General features: G+C 42.3%; 11 protein-coding genes and 3 rRNA genes. 9 read left to right on the forward strand and 5 right to left on the reverse strand.

What is annotated here, in order from left to right:
• Positions 1 to 13 precede the first annotated feature (13 nt).
• Positions 14 to 2,128 (forward strand): elongation factor G, encoded by a 2,115-nt coding sequence (gene fusA / locus AC5NT5_RS01335; RefSeq protein WP_494514106.1) that lies wholly within the window; start codon positions 14 to 16, stop codon positions 2,126 to 2,128.
• Positions 2,129 to 2,190: 62 nt separating this feature from the next.
• Complete coding sequence (gene tuf, locus AC5NT5_RS01340) at positions 2,191 to 3,375, forward strand: elongation factor Tu (RefSeq protein WP_024596766.1); 1,185 nt, start codon at positions 2,191 to 2,193, stop codon at positions 3,373 to 3,375.
• A 504-nt stretch (positions 3,376 to 3,879) separates the two neighbouring features.
• Here the strand turns inward: tuf and AC5NT5_RS01345 are convergent.
• Positions 3,880 to 4,740, reverse strand: a complete 861-nt coding sequence (locus AC5NT5_RS01345) for a YicC/YloC family endoribonuclease (RefSeq protein WP_138488390.1) — start codon at positions 4,738 to 4,740, stop codon at positions 3,880 to 3,882.
• Positions 4,741 to 4,919: 179 nt separating this feature from the next.
• Between AC5NT5_RS01345 and rph the strand changes: the two genes are divergently transcribed.
• From rph to rrf, 6 genes are all read left to right on the forward strand, one after another.
• On the forward strand, positions 4,920 to 5,633 hold the full coding sequence (rph, locus tag AC5NT5_RS01350; RefSeq protein ID WP_002958890.1) for a ribonuclease PH: 714 nt from the start codon (positions 4,920 to 4,922) through the stop codon (positions 5,631 to 5,633).
• Positions 5,634 to 5,651: 18 nt separating this feature from the next.
• Entirely contained in the window at positions 5,652 to 6,296 is a 645-nt protein-coding gene (gene pyrE / locus AC5NT5_RS01355; protein WP_002958891.1) for an orotate phosphoribosyltransferase, read from the forward strand.
• Positions 6,297 to 6,352: 56 nt separating this feature from the next.
• Positions 6,353 to 6,733 carry a diacylglycerol kinase gene (locus tag AC5NT5_RS01360; RefSeq protein WP_002958892.1) on the forward strand — a complete coding sequence of 127 codons (381 nt, stop codon included), beginning with the start codon at positions 6,353 to 6,355 and terminating at the stop codon, positions 6,731 to 6,733.
• Between the two features lie 577 nt (positions 6,734 to 7,310).
• Positions 7,311 to 8,846 (forward strand): 16S ribosomal RNA (locus AC5NT5_RS01365).
• 297 nt (positions 8,847 to 9,143) lie between these two features.
• Positions 9,144 to 12,033 (forward strand): 23S ribosomal RNA (locus AC5NT5_RS01370).
• 150 nt (positions 12,034 to 12,183) lie between these two features.
• A 5S ribosomal RNA gene (gene rrf / locus AC5NT5_RS01375) occupies positions 12,184 to 12,298 on the forward strand.
• Together the 16S, 23S and 5S rRNA genes form the textbook arrangement of a ribosomal RNA operon.
• Positions 12,299 to 13,072: 774 nt before the next feature.
• Here rrf and AC5NT5_RS01380 read toward each other — a convergent pair.
• The 4 genes from AC5NT5_RS01380 to hslR all read right to left on the reverse strand — a co-directional run bounded on the left by AC5NT5_RS01380 (position 13,073) and on the right by hslR (position 17,467).
• A complete protein-coding gene (locus AC5NT5_RS01380; protein ID WP_494513231.1) occupies positions 13,073 to 14,194 on the reverse strand; it encodes a PepSY-associated TM helix domain-containing protein in 1,122 nt (373 codons plus the stop codon).
• A 182-nt stretch (positions 14,195 to 14,376) separates the two neighbouring features.
• Positions 14,377 to 15,915, reverse strand: coding sequence for a phosphoenolpyruvate carboxykinase (locus AC5NT5_RS01385; RefSeq protein WP_494513232.1), 1,539 nt, complete (start codon positions 15,913 to 15,915; stop codon positions 14,377 to 14,379).
• Between the two features lie 271 nt (positions 15,916 to 16,186).
• Positions 16,187 to 17,032: an Hsp33 family molecular chaperone HslO gene (gene hslO, locus AC5NT5_RS01390; RefSeq protein WP_494513233.1), complete on the reverse strand. Its 846-nt coding sequence runs from the start codon at positions 17,030 to 17,032 to the stop codon at positions 16,187 to 16,189.
• A gap of 12 nt (positions 17,033 to 17,044) precedes the next feature.
• Positions 17,045 to 17,467: a ribosome-associated heat shock protein Hsp15 gene (gene hslR / locus AC5NT5_RS01395; protein ID WP_494513234.1), complete on the reverse strand. Its 423-nt coding sequence runs from the start codon at positions 17,465 to 17,467 to the stop codon at positions 17,045 to 17,047.
• Positions 17,468 to 17,677: 210 nt separating this feature from the next.
• On the opposite strand from hslR, the gene gspC reads away from it, so the two are divergent.
• Entirely contained in the window at positions 17,678 to 18,619 is a 942-nt protein-coding gene (gspC, locus tag AC5NT5_RS01400; RefSeq protein ID WP_165724350.1) for a type II secretion system protein GspC, read from the forward strand.
• Positions 18,620 to 18,636 lie beyond the last annotated feature (17 nt).

Raw genomic sequence — 18,636 nt, forward strand, 5'->3', positions numbered from 1 at the left:
TTAAGAGGATCATATGGCACGTACAACTCCACTTGAGCGCTATCGTAATATAGGTATTGTTGCTCACGTAGATGCAGGCAAAACCACCACAACAGAACGTGTTCTGTTCTACACAGGTCTTTCTCATAAGATCGGTGAAGTACATGATGGCGCTGCAACTATGGATTGGATGGAGCAGGAACAAGAGCGTGGTATCACAATCACTTCTGCTGCAACAACGTGTTTTTGGAAAGGGATGGACGCTCAATTTGACGCCCATCGTATCAATATTATTGATACTCCAGGACACGTAGATTTCACTATCGAAGTAGAGCGTTCTTTACGCGTACTTGATGGTGCGGTAGTTGTTCTTTGTGCTTCATCTGGTGTACAGCCACAAACTGAGACAGTTTGGCGTCAAGCGAACAAATACGAAGTTCCGAGAATGATCTTCGTAAATAAAATGGATCGCACGGGCGCAGACTTCTTAGCAGTGGTCTGCCAGGTGAAATCTCGTCTTGGAGCAACGCCTGTTCCAATTCAGTTGCCTGTAGGCGCTGAGGACGACTTTAAAGGTGTTATTGACCTTATAAAAATGAAAGTGATTAACTGGAACGAAGCGGACCAGGGTATGACTTTCTCTTATGAGGCAATACCGGCAGAACTTCTGGAATTAGCTGAAGAATGGCGCGCTCATTTAGTTGAAAGCGCTGCTGAAGCAACAGAAGAACTAATGGATAAATACTTAGAAGGTGAAGAGTTAAGTGAAGCAGAAATTAAAAATGCTTTACGCCAACGAACATTAGCAAATGAGATTGTTCCAGTTACTTGTGGTAGCGCATTTAAAAACAAAGGCGTTCAAGCTGTGCTTGATGGCGTTGTTGAATATATGCCGTCACCAGAGCAAGTGAAACAAATCCAAGGTATCTTAGAAAATGGTACTGAGGAAGAACGTCCAGCTAATGATAAAGCGCCGTTTGCTGCACTCGCATTTAAGATTGCAACAGACCCGTTCGTTGGAACCTTGACCTTTTTCCGTGTTTACTCTGGTACTGTTAAACAGGGTGACACGGTATATAATCCAGTAAAAAGTAAGCGTGAGCGACTTGGCCGTATCGTACAGATGCATTCAAACTCTCGTGAAGAGATCAAAGAAGTTTTCGCAGGCGACATCGCGGCAGCTATTGGTCTTAAAGACGTAACAACAGGTGAAACACTGTGTGATCCGAATTCTATTATTACGCTTGAGCGTATGGAATTCCCAGAACCAGTAATCTCTATTGCGGTTGAGCCCCGCACTATAGCTGACCAAGATAAGATGGGTATCGCACTAGGTAAACTAGCTGCTGAAGATCCTTCTTTTCGCGTACAAACTGACGAAGAATCAGGCCAGGTTATAATCTCTGGCATGGGTGAACTTCACCTAGATATCATCGTCGACCGTATGAAACGTGAATTCAGTGTTGAATGTAACGTTGGTAAGCCGCAGGTCTCATACCGAGAAGCTATTCGTTCAACTGTTAAGGTTGAAGGGAAGTTTATACGTCAGTCAGGTGGTCGTGGCCAATATGGACACGTTTGGATTAAACTTGAACCGATGGATATTACGGATGATGAGTCACCAATTTACGAGTTCGTTAACGAAACCGTAGGTGGTTCAGTTCCTAAAGAATTCGTTCCTGCGGTAGACAAAGGTATCCAAGAGCAAATGTCTCAAGGTGTACTGGCAGGCTACCCATTACTTGGCGTTAAAGCGACTTTATATGATGGTTCATTCCATGATGTAGATTCGAATGAAATGGCATTTAAAATAGCAGGTTCACTGGCAATGAAAAACGGGGCGCTTGAAGCTAACCCTGTACTTTTAGAGCCAGTAATGAAGGTTGAAGTACTCACTCCTGATTCAAATATGGGTGATGTAGTTGGCGACTTAAACCGTCGCCGCGGCATAATCGAAGGCATGGAAGATGCACTAGGTGGACTTAAGCAAATTAATGCGCAAGTTCCTCTTTCTGAAATGTTTGGTTATGCAACTGCTTTACGATCTGCAACACAGGGCCGTGCCTCATACTCTATGGAGTTTGTGAAGTACGCTGAAGCCTCTAAAAATGTCGCAGATACAATAATTTCAGCTCGCGCTGTTATATAATTTTAGCTTGTCTGGCTCAATAGTGAGTCAGGCTTTAATTTCTTTATTAGGAATTTTTTAAGATGGCAAAAGAAAAGTTTGAACGCGTAAAACCGCACGTAAACGTTGGTACAATCGGCCACGTTGACCACGGTAAAACTACACTAACTGCAGCAATCACTAACGTACTTGCAAAAGTATACGGCGGTGTTGCTAAAGATTTCGCATCAATCGATAACGCTCCAGAAGAGCGCGAACGTGGTATCACTATTTCAACGTCTCACGTTGAATACGATACACCTACACGTCACTACGCACACGTAGATTGTCCTGGTCACGCCGATTATGTTAAAAACATGATCACTGGTGCTGCTCAAATGGACGGCGCGATCTTAGTAGTTGCTGCGACAGATGGCCCTATGCCACAAACGCGTGAGCACATCCTTCTTTCTCGTCAGGTTGGCGTTCCTTACATCATCGTATTCATGAACAAATGTGACATGGTTGATGACGAAGAGCTACTTGAACTAGTAGAAATGGAAGTTCGTGAACTTCTTTCTGAATACGATTTCCCAGGTGATGACTTACCTCTAATCGCTGGTTCTGCGCTTAAAGCGTTAGAAGGCGAGAAAGAGTGGGAAGATAAGATTGTTGAGCTTGCAAACGCACTTGACTCTTACATCCCAGAGCCAGAGCGTGACATCGATAAGCCATTCATCATGCCTATCGAAGACGTTTTCTCAATCCAGGGTCGTGGTACTGTTGTAACTGGTCGTGTTGAAGCTGGTATCATCCGCATCAATGACGAAGTAGAAATTGTTGGTATCAATGATACAACTCGTTCTACTTGTACTGGTGTTGAAATGTTCCGTAAGCTTCTTGACGAAGGTCGTGCTGGTGAGAACATTGGTGCACTTCTACGTGGTACTAAGCGTGAAGACGTTGAACGTGGTCAAGTACTAGCTAAGCCTGGTTCAATCAACCCACATACTACATTCACTTCAGAAGTATACGTACTTTCTAAAGATGAAGGTGGTCGTCATACTCCATTCTTCAAAGGTTACCGTCCACAGTTCTACTTCCGTACAACTGACGTAACTGGTGACGTACAGTTACCAGAAGGCGTAGAAATGGTAATGCCTGGTGATAACATCAAGATGACAGTAACTCTAATCGCACCAATCGCGATGGATGAAGGTCTTCGTTTTGCTATCCGTGAAGGTGGTCGTACTGTAGGTGCTGGTGTTGTAGCAACTATCGTAGCGTAATTATTAGCCTAGCTAATTATTACCAAAAAGCCCGAGCTTAGTCTCGGGTTTTTTAATGTCTAAAATAAAGTGTCATATGAAGGTGGTGTTCTTACTTTAGGCGTAGGTGCGTTGTAGAAACGTTCAAAGCGTAATTATTAGCCTAGCTAATTATTACCAAAAAGCCCGAGCTTAGTCTCGGGCTTTTTAATGTCTAAAATAAAGTACGATTTAATACCAATACGCTTAATTAAGTGATCTATTTTGAGGATGGAAAAACGTGTGGATAGCTAGGCAAAAAATTCGCTATTTAGTTGTTTTAATTGAGAATTTTTTAACACAGGTAGCGACACGTTTAGCCCCGCAAAATGATTAAGTATTATTACAGATTGGTATAAGATGCCGCTTTAACCTTAGGTGAAGATACTTGGTAACAATACTCAAAGTATCATTAGTGGTATTACTAAAAACCTAAGCTAAGCTCGGGTTTTGATAAGTTATAAATGTGTCATACTTAGCTGAAAACTATTCAATATTTTGAATTTGTTCTCTCATTTGTTCAATTAGTACTTTTAGCTCTACGGCTGCAGTAGTGATGTCACTATTGATAGACTTAGACGCTAGCGTGTTAGCTTCACGATTAAATTCTTGCATCATAAAATCTAAGCGGCGGCCACATGCGCCTCCTTTTTTAAGGATTTTTTTAGTTTCTTTAACGTGAGACTTTAAGCGATCTAGTTCTTCAGCTACATCTTGTTTTTGAGCAAGATAAATAAGTTCTTGTTCAAGGCGTGACTCGTCAATGTTTGCTGCTAAGTCTTCTAGCTTTTGAGCAAGTTTTTCACGCTGCCATTTAGCAATCTCAGGCATATGCGTTTCTACAATTTCTACTTGCTCTAGAATTGCATCAAGGCGTATTGCTATCATTTCTTCAAGGTTTGCACCTTCATCGCCACGTGCAGATTTAAAATCTTCGATTACTTGATCAAGACCAGCTATTAATGCTGTATTAACGCTATCCATATCAAGCTCTTCTGCTTCCATAACGCCAGGCCAACGTAATATATCAACAGGGTTAATATCACCATTACTTTGTTGTTGAACCCATTTAGCGCTATTTATTAGTTGTTCAGCAAGTGCTTGGTTAATTGATAGCTCGCCAACGTGGGCAGGATTTGCCACAAACTTTAAAAAGACCTCAACTTTACCGCGTTGTAAGTGTTTGCGTAAACGCTCACGGATAACTGGCTCCATGCCACGAAATTGCTCTGGTGCGCGTATAAATGTTTCAAGGTAACGCTGGTTTACTGAGCGAACTTCCCAAGTGCCAGTACCCCAATCGCCTTTTATTTCGCGACGCGCATAAGCTGTCATACTGTGGATCATGGATATTTTCCTAAATTTATAAATACAATATTATGATGATTATACCGTAACACTGCTTAAGCTCTAGGGAAAATTTAATACACTGAATATTTTGCATACAGCTATTTATTTAAATCAACATGGTATCTATACCAACATACACTTATAATGTCGCAAATTCTGAATTAAGGGGATCGTCAATGCGTCCAAGCGAAAGAACACCTAACCAAATTAGACCTGTTACATTTACACGTAATTATACTTTGCATGCTGAAGGCTCAGTACTTGTTGAGTTTGGTAACACCAAAGTACTTTGTACAGCTACTGTTGAATCGGGCGTTCCTCGTTTCATGAAAGGTCAGGGTAAAGGTTGGATCAATGCTGAATACGGTATGTTACCGCGAGCAACGCATACGCGTAATGCTCGAGAAGCTGCACGTGGTAAGCAGGGCGGTCGTACTATGGAAATTCAACGCTTAATTGCACGTGCACTTCGTGCTGCTGTTGACTTAAAAGCACTTGGCGAAAACACAATTACCATTGACTGTGACGTTATTCAAGCTGATGGCGGTACACGTACTGCTTCTATAAGTGGTGCATGTGTTGCACTTGTTGATGCACTAACGCATATGCGTGCAAAAGGTATGATTAATTCAAACCCACTTAAACATATGATTGCAGCTATTTCAGTTGGTATTTACAAAGGCCAAGCAATTAGCGATTTAGAATACATTGAAGATTCAGCAGCAGAGACTGATATGAACGTAATTTTAACTGAAACAGGTAAAATTATTGAAATTCAAGGTACAGCTGAAGGCGAACCTTTCTCGTTTGATGAGCTAGATGAGTTACTTACTTTAGCTAAACATTCTATTCGCGAAATTATTGACGTACAAAAGCAAGCATTAGCATAAATAGGTAGGCCACAAGATATGAAAGATTATCAAAAAGAGTTTATAGAATTTGCTCTAGAGAAGCAGGTGTTAAAATTTGGTGAGTTTACATTAAAGTCTGGACGCACAAGTCCTTACTTTTTTAATGCTGGTTTGTTTAATACTGGTCGAGACTTAGCGCGTTTAGGTCGCTTTTATGCATCGGCACTCGAAGATTCTGCTATAGAGTACGATGTATTATTTGGTCCTGCGTACAAAGGTATTCCAATAGCGACAACAACAGCGGTTGCCTTAGCGGATCATCATGATAAAGATGTACCTTACTGTTTTAATCGTAAAGAGAAAAAAGCACACGGTGAAGGCGGCACATTAGTAGGCTCAGAACTCAATGGCAAAATTATGCTAGTTGACGATGTAATTACTGCAGGTACTGCGATTCGTGAGTCGATGGAAATCATTGCACAAAATGGTGCTGACCTTAGTGGTGTTTTAATTGCGTTAGATCGCCAAGAAAAGGGTAAAGCTGAATTATCAGCTATTCAAGAGGTTGAGCGTGACTTTAATACCAAAGTGATTTCAATTGTAAAATTAGCTGATCTTATCAGTTACCTTGAAAGCCAAGGCACAATGGATGAGCATTTAGCCTCAGTTAAAGCTTACCGTGATCAATACGGCGTAGCATAAATAAAAAGCCTCGCAGTGCGGGGCTTTATTTTGACCTTCATTCATAGAGTTTATTAATGAAAGATGTATTAAAACCGAATGGCTTAGGCCTCAAGCGTGTTTTCAAAGCAACCTATTGCTCTTACCTTGGCTTTAAAGCAGCATTTAAAGAAGAAGCAGCATTTAGGCAAGAGCTACTATTAAGCCTTATATTATTTCCTATTTCATTTTGGCTTGCTTCATCACTATTACACTGGGCAATACTAATTAGCTCACTGCTTATTATATTAATAGTTGAATTACTAAACTCCGCCATTGAAGCATTAACAGATCGAGTAAGTACAGAGTTACATGTATTGTCAGGTAGGGCCAAAGATATGGGATCTGCAGCCGTAACACTTTCATTAACGATCGTATTGATCATCTGGGGTGTAAGCCTCTATATGAAGATCGTTTAACTCTACTTCTAATATAAAATAGGTTTGAACCCCGTTAGTTGTTAATAATTTGATGGTTATGTTGTATTTTTAACGTGTTTAGCTCAAATTCTCAGCGAACAGCACATTATTTCAAGTTTTCCTCAAAAAAGGGTTGATCTGTTTTCGGATCTCCCTATAATGCGACCCCACTGAGACGGGAAACAGCAACGCATAGCGAGGCACGAACAACTCAGGGTGTTAAGTAAAACTTAGATTGAATCTTTTTAGAAAGTTTAAATTTAAGTATTGACAAAAAAATAGGAAAGCGTAATATGCGCAGCCCTAGCGAGATAAAGTTCAACTTTATAATCGCAACGTTCTTTAACAATATAAAGCAATCATCTGTGTGGGCACTCGTACAGATTGAGTTCTAACAGCCAAGCTACTTCGTTCTTTATTGAGCAAGTAACGAGGCAAACAAATTAGAGTCTCAATTGAAAACTGAGTGACCAACAGAAGTAACTTATTTATAAGTTGCTTCGGCACAGTCAATTCAATATCGAAAGATATTAAAAAATTCAGAATTCATTGAGCTGTCGAAAGACATAAAACTTTTTAATTGAAGAGTTTGATCATGGCTCAGATTGAACGCTGGCGGCAGGCCTAACACATGCAAGTCGAGCGGTAACAGAGAGTAGCTTGCTACTTTGCTGACGAGCGGCGGACGGGTGAGTAATGCTTGGGAACATGCCTTGAGGTGGGGGACAACAGTTGGAAACGACTGCTAATACCGCATAATGTCTACGGACCAAAGGGGGCTTCGGCTCTCGCCTTTAGATTGGCCCAAGTGGGATTAGCTAGTTGGTGAGGTAATGGCTCACCAAGGCGACGATCCCTAGCTGGTTTGAGAGGATGATCAGCCACACTGGGACTGAGACACGGCCCAGACTCCTACGGGAGGCAGCAGTGGGGAATATTGCACAATGGGCGCAAGCCTGATGCAGCCATGCCGCGTGTGTGAAGAAGGCCTTCGGGTTGTAAAGCACTTTCAGTCAGGAGGAAAGGTTAGTAGTTAATACCTGCTAGCTGTGACGTTACTGACAGAAGAAGCACCGGCTAACTCCGTGCCAGCAGCCGCGGTAATACGGAGGGTGCGAGCGTTAATCGGAATTACTGGGCGTAAAGCGTACGCAGGCGGTTTGTTAAGCGAGATGTGAAAGCCCCGGGCTCAACCTGGGAACTGCATTTCGAACTGGCAAACTAGAGTGTGATAGAGGGTGGTAGAATTTCAGGTGTAGCGGTGAAATGCGTAGAGATCTGAAGGAATACCGATGGCGAAGGCAGCCACCTGGGTCAACACTGACGCTCATGTACGAAAGCGTGGGGAGCAAACGGGATTAGATACCCCGGTAGTCCACGCCGTAAACGATGTCTACTAGAAGCTCGGAGCCTCGGTTCTGTTTTTCAAAGCTAACGCATTAAGTAGACCGCCTGGGGAGTACGGCCGCAAGGTTAAAACTCAAATGAATTGACGGGGGCCCGCACAAGCGGTGGAGCATGTGGTTTAATTCGATGCAACGCGAAGAACCTTACCTACACTTGACATACAGAGAACTTACCAGAGATGGTTTGGTGCCTTCGGGAACTCTGATACAGGTGCTGCATGGCTGTCGTCAGCTCGTGTTGTGAGATGTTGGGTTAAGTCCCGCAACGAGCGCAACCCCTATCCTTAGTTGCTAGCAGGTAATGCTGAGAACTCTAAGGAGACTGCCGGTGATAAACCGGAGGAAGGTGGGGACGACGTCAAGTCATCATGGCCCTTACGTGTAGGGCTACACACGTGCTACAATGGCGCATACAGAGTGCTGCGAACTCGCGAGAGTAAGCGAATCACTTAAAGTGCGTCGTAGTCCGGATTGGAGTCTGCAACTCGACTCCATGAAGTCGGAATCGCTAGTAATCGCGTATCAGAATGACGCGGTGAATACGTTCCCGGGCCTTGTACACACCGCCCGTCACACCATGGGAGTGGGTTGCTCCAGAAGTAGATAGTCTAACCCTCGGGAGGACGTTTACCACGGAGTGATTCATGACTGGGGTGAAGTCGTAACAAGGTAGCCCTAGGGGAACCTGGGGCTGGATCACCTCCTTATACGATTTAGAACTTATTTGTTCGTAGTGTCCACACAGATGATTGTTAATTAGTGCTTGTCCCTTTGGGATAACTAATTAATATGCTCTTTAAAAATTTGGAAAAGCTGATAATAAAATTCTGATAGATACATTGTATTTATCAAGAGTTTTCAAAAGTAAAAAAGAATGGTAGCAGTACCATTCAGTGCCATTTGATTAACGTTTTACGTTGATTGATTGGTATCTACTTTAGTATTCAATATTAACTTCTGGCGAAGTTAAACTGTCACAAAACAAAGACCCGTTTGGGTTGTATGGTTAAGTGACTAAGCGTACACGGTGGATGCCTTGGCAGTTGGAGGCGATGAAGGACGTATTAACTTGCGATAAGCCTAGTCAAGCTAGTAAAAAGCGCTTGAGACTAGGATTTCCGAATGGGGAAACCCACCTGCTTGCAGGTATCGTTAACTGAATACATAGGTTAACGAGGCGAACGCGGAGAACTGAAACATCTAAGTACCCGTAGGAAAAGAAATCAACCGAGATTCCGAAAGTAGCGGCGAGCGAAATCGGAACAGCCCTTAAGCTTATTATGTGTTAATGGAAGGCTCTGGAAAGTGCCACGATACAGGGTGATAGTCCCGTACATGAAAAGACATTTTAAGTGAAATCGAGTAGGTCGGAGCACGTGAAACTTTGACTGAATATAGGTGGACCATCATCTAAGGCTAAATACTCCCAACTGACCGATAGTGAACCAGTACCGTGAGGGAAAGGCGAAAAGAACCCCTGTGAGGGGAGTGAAATAGAACCTGAAACCGTGTACGTACAAGCAGTAGGAGCCCACTTGTTGGGTGACTGCGTACCTTTTGTATAATGGGTCAGCGACTTATATTTTGTAGCGAGGTTAACCGAATAGGGTAGCCGTAGGGAAACCGAGTCTTAACTGGGCGACTAGTTGCAAGGTATAGACCCGAAACCCGGTGATCTAGCCATGGGCAGGTTGAAGGTTGAGTAACATCAACTGGAGGACCGAACCCACTAACGTTGAAAAGTTAGGGGATGACCTGTGGCTAGGAGTGAAAGGCTAATCAAACCGGGAGATAGCTGGTTCTCCCCGAAATCTATTTAGGTAGAGCCTCGGACGAATACTTACGGGGGTAGAGCACTGTTAAGGCTAGGGGGTCATCCCGACTTACCAACCCTTTGCAAACTCCGAATACCGTAAAGTAATATCCGGGAGACACACGGCGGGTGCTAACGTCCGTCGTGAAGAGGGAAACAACCCAGACCGCCAGCTAAGGTCCCAAAGTCATAGTTAAGTGGGAAACGATGTGGAAAGGCCCAGACAGCCAGGAGGTTGGCTTAGAAGCAGCCATCCTTTAAAGAAAGCGTAATAGCTCACTGGTCGAGTCGGTCTGCGCGGAAGATGTAACGGGGCTAAACTATGCACCGAAGCTGCGGATTCAGAATTTATTCTGAGTGGTAGGGGAGCGTTCTGTAAGCGGTTGAAGGTGTACCGGGAGGTATGCTGGACGTATCAGAAGTGCGAATGCTGACATGAGTAACGATAATGGGAGTGAAAAACTCCCACGCCGGAAGACCAAGGGTTCCTATCCCATGTTAATCAGGGTAGGGTAAGTCGACCCCTAAGGCGAGGCCGAAAGGCGTAGTCGATGGGAAACAGATTAATATTTCTGTACTCGATATAATTGCGATGGGGGGACGGAGCAGGCTAAACAAGCATGGCGTTGGTAGTCCATGTGAAAGTGAGTAGGTTGGTGACTTAGGTAAATCCGGGTTGCTGTTAAGACTGAGACACGAGACGAGTCACTACGGTGATGAAGTTGTTGATGCCATACTTCCAGGAAAAGCCTCTAAGCTTCAGATTATATGGAATCGTACCCCAAACCGACACAGGTGGTCAGGTAGAGAATACTAAGGCGCTTGAGAGAACTCGGGTGAAGGAACTAGGCAAAATCGTACCGTAACTTCGGGAGAAGGTACGCTCCTATCTGTGATGAGACTTGCTCTCTAAGCGGACGGGAGCCGCAGTGACCAGGTGGCTGGGACTGTTTATTAAAAACACAGCACTGTGCAAAATCGCAAGATGACGTATACGGTGTGACACCTGCCCGGTGCCGGAAGGTTAATTGATGGGGTTATCCTTAGGGAGAAGCTCTTGATCGAAGCCCCGGTAAACGGCGGCCGTAACTATAACGGTCCTAAGGTAGCGAAATTCCTTGTCGGGTAAGTTCCGACCTGCACGAATGGTGTAACCATGGCCACGCTGTCTCCACCCGAGACTCAGTGAAATTGAAATCGCAGTGAAGATGCTGTGTACCCGCGGCTAGACGGAAAGACCCCGTGAACCTTTACTACAGCTTGGCACTGAACATTGAACCTACATGTGTAGGATAGGTGGGAGACTTTGAAGCAGCGACGCTAGTTGTTGTGGAGTCGTCCTTGAAATACCACCCTTGTAGTTTTGATGTTCTAACGTTGGCCCCTGAATCGGGGTTACGGACAGTGCCTGGTGGGTAGTTTGACTGGGGCGGTCTCCTCCTAAAGAGTAACGGAGGAGCACGAAGGTTGGCTAAGTACGGTCGGACATCGTACGGTTAGTGTAATGGTAGAAGCCAGCTTAACTGCGAGACAGACACGTCGAGCAGGTACGAAAGTAGGTCATAGTGATCCGGTGGTTCTGAATGGAAGGGCCATCGCTCAACGGATAAAAGGTACTCCGGGGATAACAGGCTGATACCGCCCAAGAGTTCATATCGACGGCGGTGTTTGGCACCTCGATGTCGGCTCATCACATCCTGGGGCTGAAGTCGGTCCCAAGGGTATGGCTGTTCGCCATTTAAAGTGGTACGCGAGCTGGGTTTAGAACGTCGTGAGACAGTTCGGTCCCTATCTGCCGTGGGCGTTTGAGAATTGAGAGGGGTTGCTCCTAGTACGAGAGGACCGGAGTGAACGAACCGCTGGTGTTCGGGTTGTCATGCCAATGGCATTGCCCGGTAGCTACGTTCGGAACTGATAAGCGCTGAAAGCATCTAAGCGCGAAGCAGGCCTCGAGATGAGTTCTCACTAGACTTTTAAAGTCTCTGAAGGGCCGTTGAAGACTACAACGTTGATAGGCAAGATGTGGAAGTGGTGTGAGCCATTAAGCTAACTTGTACTAATTACCCGTGAGGCTTAACCATACAACGCCAAACGCGTTTTATGTGATAGTGAAACAAGCGAAGAAGTTAATATAACTAAAGTAGATATTACTTAGAAAGACTTAAAAAATATTATCAGATATTTTCCAAATTCAGTTAGTGCGTAGCGATACGAATTAACGCCCAAATTTGCTTGGTGACAATAGCGTTTTGGACCCACCTGACTCCATGCCGAACTCAGTAGTGAAACGAAACAGCGCCGATGATAGTGTAGCATTTGCTATGTGAAAGTAGGACATTACCAGGCTTCAAATTAAAGAAACCCGTTACAGCAATGTGACGGGTTTTTTGCTGTCTGGGATTTAGTAAATAGCCCATGCCGAACTAAGTAGTGAAACAAAACAGCTCGAAGGCGAGCTCCGGCCAACGATAGTGTAGCATTTGCTATGTGACTTTCTACCGCTGTGGGCACTACGACATCACAAGGCTTCAAATTGTAGAGAGCCCGACTAGAAATAGTCGGCTTTTTTACGTCTGCAGAAAAGTAAAATGTGCGCAATTAACACACTCATAGCAGCTTCATCACGTAGGTCGGGCGAGCGTAGCGACTCCCGACGTCAAAAGCATTAAAAACCTTCGCTCGACAATGAGTGGTAGCATTTGTACTGTGGGTAAATAATACCAATTGGTTTAACATCTGACCTAATATAAAGCGTTAATTATCTGGTCTTGTGGTAAGTATTGAACATGACCTTTAAGCCTTTATATACGCTTTGGGTAGGTTACTGAAGAGAGTAAAAATAGTTAGGCAGAGGTTGATACAGAGGTTTACGCATAGAACTTAAATCTAATGGGCATGAGGTTTTTAAATAATTGTGTTCATGGAGTGCCTATCTAAACTTGCAGTATTAACTACCCTTCATTAATTGTTTTATAGCCAGATAAGCGGTTAGGGGCTGCTTTAATTTCATATGTACTGAGCGTTATTAATTTTTAATCCTAAGATTAACGGAGGCCATATACTTTATATTAGAAAACTATCGACAAGACTTACTGAAAAGCAATTCATGTACTCCTTCAACTAAAGTTTATTTTGTATTCTCTTGGTTCTAACTAACCACCTATATACGCCAATAAAGAACAATGCAGCAGATCCGAAGCCACTTAACACCCAAATGACTTTTAAAATGTTACCGCCAATACTGCCGTCATGTAGAGGGTGCATCCAGTTTTTTATTTTACTAGCCGTACTTTGCTTATCTATATTAAACACGCTCTCTAACTTTCCTGTAAGTGCATTAACCTCTATATAGCTATGTGGAAAGCGATATGAAGGATCGTTTACAGTTTGAAATCTTAATCTGTAAATAGCATTTAAGTTTGATGGTGTTTCAATCCAAGCTAAACGCGCATTCGGTAATGCTTTTTCAGCTATTAATACCGCTTGTGATAAAGGAATATCGGTTTGTTTGCTCGGTTGAATTTGTGTTTTTGGTGGGGAGTTTATATCGCTAACTAGAGCGGTTAATATAGGATCTGTTTGTTTTGGAATAGCGAGCATAACACCTGTAACAGTTAAAGCTAGTAGCGGTATGCAGAAGGTTAAACCAATTAGTTTATGCCAGTCGTATAGCAAACCTATTTTAGAGCTACGAGATTTAAATTTTAGTGCCTTTACCCACTGCCCAGGCTTTGGAAACCAAGCAAAGAATCCAGAGATAAGAAGAACTATTGAGGCTATGCCTATATAGCCAACAACGAGAGTGCCCGTTGCTCCTGTTAGTAATGAAAAATGTAAGTTGTACATCCAAGTTACTAAGTATTTTCCCCAATAGTTTTTACGTATTACTTTATCACTACTGCTAGATAGCCATACCATTAATGGGGCAAAGCCTTGCTCTTTTGTTTCTATTGGATTGTAGTATCGCGCGGGAATTACTGAGTTTATACCTGTGTTTTCTAATCGCCATGGCCCTTGCTTTGAAGGGAAATTGGCTCTTAGCGTATTATACGCTTGCTCCCAATTAGGCGTTTTTATGTTTGTAGTAGCGTCATTTGTTGGATTTAGCAGTAAGTCTATTTGCGGATAGTAAACTAATACGGAGCCAGAAAGGCTAATAATAGTAAGTAAAACACCTACTGATAGGCCTAAGTATAAATGTAACCGCCTGAATGTTTTTCGCCATGAAAGCTTTAGTGTCATTAATTAAATAGCCGTAATGAGTAATGCAGGTTTATTGGGCATTAAGGAATGATTAATTACGCGGTATATTATATGGTTTTTGATATGAGTTGTGCGGCATTTTGTCGCACTTATTAAATTAGGTATTTAGAAAGTAAAACGCCAGCCCTTGGCTGGCGTTAAAATACAAGCTTGAAGCTTATTTAAGCTTTAGGTCCTGCATTTTTTATATCGTCTGATACGTCATACTTAGCAAAGTTTTCAGTGAAGTCTGCGGCAAGTTTTGCTGCATATTCATTGTACTTAGCTTTATCTTCCCACGTGTTAATAGGATTAAGTAAGTTAGTATCTACACCTGGAACTGCTACCGGTACATCTAGGTTTAAAACATCAATGTGCTGAGTTTCAACACCCGCTAATTTACCCGATACGATTGCATCAATTACTGCACGAGTAGTCGGAATATCAAAACGTTTACCTGTGCCGTAAGGGCCGCCAGTCCAACCTGTATTCACAAGGTACACCTTAGCGCCAAACTCGCGTACACGCTTCATAAGAAGCTCAGCGTAAACACCAGCAGGGCGTGGGAAGAATGGTGCGCCAAAACATGTCGAAAATGTTGATTCAATATCGCTAGTTGAACCAATCTCAGTAGAACCAACTTTTGCTGTGTATCCACTTAAAAAGTGAAAAGCAGCAGCTTCTTCGCTAAGAACAGATACCGGTGGTAATACACCGCTTACATCACAAGTTAAAAATACAACAGCTTTTGGTTCGCCTGCGCGATTTTCAACTTTACGTTTTTCAACATGTTCAAGTGGATATGCTGCACGGCTATTTTGAGTCAGGCTAGTGTCGTTAAAATCTGGAACGCCTTTTTCATCTAACACTACATTTTCTAAAATAGTGCCAAAGCGGATAGCATTCCAAATTACAGGTTCATTCTTTTGTGACAGGTCGATACATTTTGCATAACAACCGCCTTCAATATTAAACACGCTTCCAGGTGCCCAGCCGTGTTCGTCATCACCAATTAAAAAGCGAGTAGGATCTGCTGAAAGAGTTGTTTTGCCCGTACCAGATAAACCGAAGAATAATGCTGTATCGCCTGCTTCACCAACGTTAGCAGAACAGTGCATTGGTAATACACCTTTTGCTGGTAGTAGGAAGTTTTGTACAGAAAACATCGATTTTTTCATTTCACCGGCGTAGCGCATACCTGCTAGTAATACTTTACGCTGTGCAAAGTTAATAATAACGGTGCCATCGCTATTTGTGCCATCACGTTCCGGCTCGCATACAAACGAAGGAACGTTCATTACTTGCCATTGTGGTAAGTTTGAGGCGTTATAGTTTTGTGGTTCGATAAACATGTTTTTGGCAAAAATATGGTGCCACGCTGTTTCTGTAGTTACGACTACAGGTAGATAATGCTCAGGGTCAGCGCCAACTTCTAGGTGAGAGGTGAAGTGGTCATTACTTTGAACATGTGCTTCTACGCGAGCCCATAATGCGTCAAATTTTTCTGCATCAAATGGGCGGTTAACGTTGCCCCATTGAATGTCATCTTGAGTTGTCGCTTCTTGAACAATAAAACGATCTTTTGGTGAACGGCCAGTTCGTTTTCCTGTAATTGCAACAAAAGCACCATTTGCGGCTAAAGTACCTTCGCCACGGCGGATCGCATGCTCGACAAGTTCAGCTGCGGTTAAATCGACAAAACGTGTAGCGCCTGTAGTCATGTTTATACCTAACTATAATGTGTGAGAGTTTGAACGGGATAGCTCTGGGGTTATCAGTGCCCTTAAGCTGAAATTATAGTAACAGAAGGTTTTGAGATATTCGAGCCCGTAAAGCCTCTAAAAACACATATATTTGCTAAAAAACATGAATAATTTCAATGATACCGGTGTCAGTAAATTAACAAAATTCATGACACCGGTATCATCTTTTTATAATATAAAACCGCATATTTTGCGGCTTTAATTACTATATATAGATGAAGCTGAACATTTAGTTGAAAATGCTTTTTATATCTTGTTCGTTAAAAACATACTCTTTTAAACAGTAATGACAGTTAATATTAACAGACCCTTTCTCAGCTACGTCTTTAAGTAGTTCTTCTTGTCCAATATTAACAAGCGCAGTTATTGTCTTATCACGACTACAACCACATTTGAATTTAATAGCTTGAGGTTCAAATACGCGAGGATTATCTTCGTGATAAAGGCGTGTAAGGACAGTATTAGCATCAAGGTGTAATAGTTCTTCATCTTTAATTGTATTACTTAATGCTTCTAGGTGTGCAAAGTCTTCAATTGATTTTTGTTTATCAACTGGGAGCACTTGTAAAAATAGACCACATGCTTTTGCGCTACCTTCAGTAGTGTCAGTTGCAAACCAAAGGCGTGTTTTTAGCTGCTCAGATTGCTCAAAGTAACTTTCGATACATTCACTAAGAGTATCATGCTCTAGCGGCACTATACCCTGGTAGCGCTCACCTTTTTCAGGGGTAATAGTGATTACCATATAGCCTTGGCCAATAAGCTCTTTTACAGTTGTGCCCGTAATTTCGCTTTGCAGGCGTGCAATGCCACGCATATTTTGTTTGTCATCACCATTTATAACAGCATATTTAACTGGGCCATCACCTTGAAGCTGTACAGCAATTTCACCTTCAAACTTTAAGGTGGCAGTAAGTAAACAGGTTGCAACGAGTAACTCACCAAGTAATGCTTTAACAGGGTCTGGGTAATTATGGTCGGCAATCATTTCATTATAAGCACTCTCGATTTGTACGAGTTCGCCACGAACATCTAGTTCGTTGAATAAATAACGGTGAAGTAAATCTTGTTGCATGAGCGGCTATACCTAACTTGATTTCATTTTTAAAAGTTCGCGTCTTTGCTTTTTATCCGGTTTTTTATCCGGATGGGGGGCAAAAAAGCTGTTATTTTTGCGTGCGATGCTGTTCTCTTCGCGTTTAGCAATACTGGCATCAGATTCTTGATACATGGTCTGTGCAATGGGGGCGCTTTGGCGTTTTTCAAGCACTGAGAGAATGGTTATCAGCTTTTCATCTACGCCCTGAGCCAGTTTTACTTTTGCGCCAACGTCTACTATTTTACTCGCTTTTGTACGTTGGCCATTATAATGTACTTTGCCGCCTTGTACCATTTCACGTGCAATAGCACGAGTTTTATAAAATCGCGCAGCCCATAACCATTTATCTAATCGAACTTTTAACCCATCTACAGGGTCTGAGCTGGTATTAGCATTACTTTTTTTACTCATAAGGCATTTCCCCACGTTTTTATAGCTTAAAATTTATCATGAAATCATCGTAGGATGAAGGTATTACAACAGCCGTTTATTTTTTATACGGTTATGTAAAGTTAATTGAATCTGTTTACAAAGTTTAATATTAGTGTGCTTGTTGAAAGAAAAATGAAAGGGTACTATGGGTACGCGCTAACGCAGTAAATTAAAATAAGAACACTATTTATGGAACAGCAAATCCAACAACTAAAACAATTTTTAACTCGTTTACCGCATGCTAAGTTAAGTGCATTAGTGACACTCTTAGTTGTTGTTTATCTTGCATTTTTATTATCAAAACTTGTTTGGCTTTTGTGGCCAAAACCACCAATAACTCTGCTTACCCCTAGCCATCATGCTAATCAGTCATCTGGTGCAAGTAATAACTCTGCGCAGCATATTGTTGAGCAATTCTTATTTGGTAAAAAAACTGTAACAAACAACAATAATACTGCAAAGCAATCGCAGGTTATAAACAATGCGCCAGAAACACGCTTAAGTATAAATTTAACCGGTATTGTAGCGGTTAATAACGATGATAAAGCAGGTATCGCAATTATTGAATCACAAGGTAAGCAAGTAAGCTATCTTGTTGAAGAAGTTGTATTAGGCACGCGCGCTGAAGTAGCACAAATATTACCTGATCGTGTTATTTTGAATGTTAATGGGCGTTTTGAGACTTTGATGCTTGATGGACTCGATTTTAATAAAACGGTATCTATGCCAGTACTCGCTGCCCGTGATGATGCTGAAATGGGTCCGCAAAAATTAGAGCTAAGTGAACTACAAATAGATGCTACTGCAGATCCAGACGTTAAAGAAGCAATTATAGAAACACGTGAAGAACTGCTCGAAGAGCCAGGCAAATTATTTGACTATATACGTGTTTCACAAGCCATGAATGATGGCGAACTAATCGGATATCGTTTAAGTCCAGGTAAAGAGCCTGAACTGTTTAAACAAATGGGATTAAAAAATAACGATTTGGCTATTTCTATAAATGGCTATCAATTAACAGATTTAAAACAGGCTATGTCAGCTATCAACGAGCTGCGTAATAGTACAGATGCCAATATCACTATAGAACGTGATGGTGAACAAATCGATGTGCAATTTAGTCTGCAATAATTTAGCTTTGGAGTTTT

This window comes from Pseudoalteromonas sp. J2K-J599 (genome assembly GCF_059295115.2).

Excerpts from the sequence above, each read along its gene's own strand:
- pyrE (WP_002958891.1), top strand. The coding sequence starts at position 5,652 with ATGAAAGATTATCAAAAAGAGTTTATAGAATTTGCTCTAGAGAAGCAG.
- AC5NT5_RS01380 (WP_494513231.1), bottom strand. The coding sequence starts at position 14,194 with ATGACACTAAAGCTTTCATGGCGAAAAACATTCAGGCGGTTACATTTA.
- gspC (WP_165724350.1), top strand. The coding sequence starts at position 17,678 with ATGGAACAGCAAATCCAACAACTAAAACAATTTTTAACTCGTTTACCG.
- rph (WP_002958890.1), top strand. The coding sequence starts at position 4,920 with ATGCGTCCAAGCGAAAGAACACCTAACCAAATTAGACCTGTTACATTT.
- AC5NT5_RS01360 (WP_002958892.1), top strand. The coding sequence starts at position 6,353 with ATGAAAGATGTATTAAAACCGAATGGCTTAGGCCTCAAGCGTGTTTTC.
- fusA (WP_494514106.1), top strand. The coding sequence starts at position 14 with ATGGCACGTACAACTCCACTTGAGCGCTATCGTAATATAGGTATTGTT.
- hslR (WP_494513234.1), bottom strand. The coding sequence starts at position 17,467 with ATGAGTAAAAAAAGTAATGCTAATACCAGCTCAGACCCTGTAGATGGG.
- AC5NT5_RS01345 (WP_138488390.1), bottom strand. The coding sequence starts at position 4,740 with ATGATCCACAGTATGACAGCTTATGCGCGTCGCGAAATAAAAGGCGAT.
- hslO (WP_494513233.1), bottom strand. The coding sequence starts at position 17,032 with ATGCAACAAGATTTACTTCACCGTTATTTATTCAACGAACTAGATGTT.
- tuf (WP_024596766.1), top strand. The coding sequence starts at position 2,191 with ATGGCAAAAGAAAAGTTTGAACGCGTAAAACCGCACGTAAACGTTGGT.
- AC5NT5_RS01385 (WP_494513232.1), bottom strand. The coding sequence starts at position 15,915 with ATGACTACAGGCGCTACACGTTTTGTCGATTTAACCGCAGCTGAACTT.